This is a genomic window from Azospirillum brasilense (genome assembly GCF_003349955.1).
GTDB classification, from domain to species: Bacteria; Pseudomonadota; Alphaproteobacteria; order Azospirillales; family Azospirillaceae; genus Azospirillum; species Azospirillum brasilense_B.
This window is the reverse complement of record NZ_QLKQ01000155.1, coordinates 1-3364: the sequence shown is the minus strand read 5'-3', so window position 1 is coordinate 3364 and position 3364 is coordinate 1. Positions and strand designations below refer to the sequence as shown.

The 3364-nt window shown below is 69.2% G+C and carries 3 protein-coding genes and 2 tRNA genes; 3 read left to right on the top strand and 2 right to left on the bottom strand.

Annotated elements, in window-relative coordinates; genetic code table 11:
* On the bottom strand, positions 1-756 hold a 756-nt coding region (locus DXK32_RS31730), incomplete at its 3' end, for a carbohydrate-binding domain-containing protein (protein ID WP_282184617.1).
* A gap of 236 nt (positions 757-992) precedes the next feature.
* Here DXK32_RS31730 and DXK32_RS31725 point away from each other — a divergent pair.
* The gene (locus DXK32_RS31725) at positions 993-1466 is read left to right on the top strand and encodes an RT0821/Lpp0805 family surface protein (protein WP_114862131.1); all 474 of its coding nucleotides are present in this window, start codon (positions 993-995) and stop codon (positions 1464-1466) included.
* Positions 1467-1554: 88 nt separating this feature from the next.
* Here DXK32_RS31725 and DXK32_RS31720 read toward each other — a convergent pair whose 3' ends face one another.
* Positions 1555-2883 (bottom strand): class I SAM-dependent methyltransferase, encoded by a 1329-nt coding sequence (locus DXK32_RS31720; RefSeq protein ID WP_247877441.1) that lies wholly within the window; start codon positions 2881-2883, stop codon positions 1555-1557.
* A gap of 176 nt (positions 2884-3059) precedes the next feature.
* On the opposite strand from DXK32_RS31720, the gene DXK32_RS31715 reads away from it, so the two are divergent.
* Positions 3060-3134, top strand: a tRNA-Thr gene (locus DXK32_RS31715).
* Position 3135: 1 nt separating this feature from the next.
* A tRNA-Ala gene (locus tag DXK32_RS31710) sits at positions 3136-3211 on the top strand.
* Positions 3212-3364 lie beyond the last annotated feature (153 nt).

Sequence of the window (3364 nt, the reverse complement as noted above, 5' to 3'; positions counted from 1 at the left end):
GGACTGGCCCTTGACCACGTCCTTCCCGTCGAGCGCGCCCTTGTCGTAGGTGACGATGCTGTCGGTGGCGGCGACCGACTTGCCGTTGATCGTCACCGTGTTGACGATCAGCGAGCGGTCCTGCCCGTTCACCACGGCGTCGTTGTCATACTGGATCTGCACCTTGTGCGCCTGGTCCGGCGCCACGTTGGCGGTGAAGCTGTAGTCCTTGGCCGCGGTGCCGACCGTGCCCTCCCCCACCTTCTTGCCGTCGACCATCAGGTTGAAATGCGCGTTGGTGCCGCCCGCCGCGATGCCCTGCGCGTTCACCACGAAGGTCGAGGTTCCGGCGACCGGCGCCGCCGGGGCGGGGAAGTCGGCGGCCGGGGTGTCCACCACCAGCGTGCCGTTCCACCACATCCCGGACTGGCCCTTGACCACGTCCTTCCCGTCGAGCGCGCCCTTGTCGTAGGTGACGTTGGCGTCGGTCGGCTTGTGGGTCTTGCCGTTGATGGTGACCCCGCTGACGATCAGCGAGCGGTCCTGGCCGTTCACCACGGCGTCGTTGTCGTATTGGATCTGCACCTTGTGCGCCTGCGCCGCGGTGACCGGCACCGTGAAGCTGTAGGCGGTCGGGCTGCTGGCGTTGACGGTTGCCTGGCCCACCTCGACGCCGTCGATCAACAGGCGGAAATGCGGCCAGATGCCTCCGGCGGACTGCCCATAGGCGTTCACGACAATCTTGGCGTCGGTCTTGCCCGTGGTGGTCGAAGCCATTGGATGGTTCCCTCGCTCTTATGCTCAACGGCGGCGAGCATGGCGGGGTCGGCCGGACATTTGTGCGCCATTTTGATAACAGGCGAGGGCTGCCGGGTCCGTGCTTCTATCCGCCACCGCCTATGACGGGAGAGGCGGTTGAACGGGAGTTATACGCACCAAAGCGCAGGCTCCCCTGGATTAAAGCGAAGCCTTACGTGTTGATGGCTTATACGGAACCAAGAGGCAGAAACCCTATGAAGAAGATCGCTGTAACCGCCTTTGTCGCCCTGTCGCTCGCCGCCTGCCAGAGCGGCGGCAGCGGCCTGGGGACCAAGCAGACGGTCGGCGCGCTCGGCGGCGCGGCGGCCGGCGGCGTGATCGGTTCGCAGTTCGGCGGCGGCACCGGCAAGCTCATCACCACCGGTGTGGGCACCCTGCTCGGCGCCTATCTGGGCAGCGAGCTCGGCCAGTCGCTCGACCGCGCGGACGAGGGCTACGCCCAGCGCGCCGCCACCCAGGCCTATTCGGCGCCGATGGGCTCGACCATCCAGTGGAACAACCCGGAATCGGGCAACCGCGGCACCATCACCCCGATCCGCGACGGCCGCGACAACTCCGGCAACTATTGCCGCGAGTATCAGCAGACCGTTTATGTCGGCGGCAAGGCCGAGCGGGCCAACGGCACCGCCTGCCAGCAGCCGGACGGCAGCTGGCGCATCGTGTCCTAAGGCTCCGCCCGCGCCCCCTGCCCTGGCCGTCCCCTCCGCAGTCTGCGAGGTCGGCGGCCGGGGCGGGAGCCCCGTCAGGATGCCGGCGTCATGACACCGGAAGGGCGGTCAGCCGGATCGCCACCTGCTTGGTGTGCGGGCTGACGGCGATGATCTCCCAGGCCGCACCGGACCCGGCCGCGTATTCCATGAAGGCGCGGTATTCGTCCTCGCGCCACGTCCGGTTCCCGATGAACTCGTCGAAGACCAGCACCGTCCCCGCGCGAAAGCGCGGCGCCAGGGCGGTCAGCACCGTCCGCGCCGACGAGTAGATGTCGCTGTCCACGTTGACAAAACGCACCGCGCCGTCGTGGGCCGCCAGGAAGGGCGGCAGCGTGTCCTCGAACCAGCCCGCGTGCAGCACCGCGTTGCCGCGCACCGGCGGCAGGCTCTTGCCCGTGCTGAGCACGCCGCGTGGCGCGTTCACCCAGCCCTCCGGCAGCCCTTCGAACGAATCGAAGCCGTGCACGGTCTGCCCGGCCACCGCGGCGATCTGGTTCAGCGAGGTGCCCCGGCGCACGCCGAACTCCAGCACCAGACCGAGCAGCTCCGCCCGCTCCAGCGCGAAGCACAGCAGCTCCGCCCCCACGCCGAACAGCCGGACGTCCGGGGCGAGGTGCGGGCGAATCGCCGTCACCGCCTCCACCAGCGGCAGGCGCTTCGGCTGACCAGCCAGCCTCTCGCCATACAGCGCCTCGGCCTCCGCGTCGCGGCCCAGCAGCAGCAGGTAGGCGCACAGGAAGCCCCAGTATTTGCCCGCCGCCCCCGGACAGTCGGCGGCCCGGCGCAGGCGGCGCAGCGCGTCCTCCACCCCGTTCAGGCCCAGCGCCGCGGCGTGGCTGCCGAACCACGCGGCTGCGTGCTCCGGATCGTCGGCCAGCCGCTCGTCAAAGACGGCCAGCGCGCCCGCGGCGTCGCCGAGATGGGCGAGGCTGACCGCCCGCTCGTAGAGGATGTCCGCCGACCGGTTCCCGGCGGCCAGCGCCTCCCCGGTCACCCGCAGAGCCTCCTCATAGAGGGCGTCGCGCCGGTAGGCGCCGGCCAGCGCCTCGCGCAGGCCGGGAAAGACGGGGTCGACCGCCGCGACCCGCTCCAGCCAGCGCACCGCCCGCAGGCGGTCCCCGGCGGCCAGCACGGCCTGGGCCAGATGGTGAAGGGTCTCGGCATGCGCCGGTTCGCGCGTCAGGGCACGGCCCAGCGCGGCGGTGGCGGCGACGGCGTCGCGCCGGCCGAGCGCGGCCATGCCGGTCAGCCGATCGCGCTCGGCGGACCCACCGGTCCCGGCGGACTCGGGTGCGGTGTCCCGCAGCAGGCGCACCGCCTGCCGGTAATGCCGCGCCGCGATCAGGCGGCGCGCCTCGCTCAGAACCTCATCCACGGGGAAAACCTGTCGGTCGGCATGGTCGGAATGGGGCACAGATGCCCCGCGCAAGCGGCGGGATGCAAGCGCCGCCTGCGGCCGTCGCGGGGGTGAAAAGAAAGAAATGCCCCCTTCGATATTTTTCCCTTTGACAGGGGGCCGTCTGGATTGCTATTCACCCGCTCCCGCCGGACGCTGCCGTAGCTCAGTGGTAGAGCACTCCCTTGGTAAGGGAGAGGTCGAGAGTTCAATCCTCTCTGGCAGCACCATGGGGCCGTAGCTCAGATGGGAGAGCGCCTCGTTCGCAATGAGGAGGTCAGGGGTTCGATCCCCCTCGGCTCCACCAACTTCTTCGGCGGTTGGTTGGTTGACTTGAGTAAGTTGGGTAAGGTTGAATTTAGTGCTTGCTTCGGCGGACTTTGCTCTTTAAAAGGTCGCCAACGACGCGGGTGTAGCTCAGTTGGTTAGAGCGCCGGCCTGTCACGCCGGAGGCCGCGGG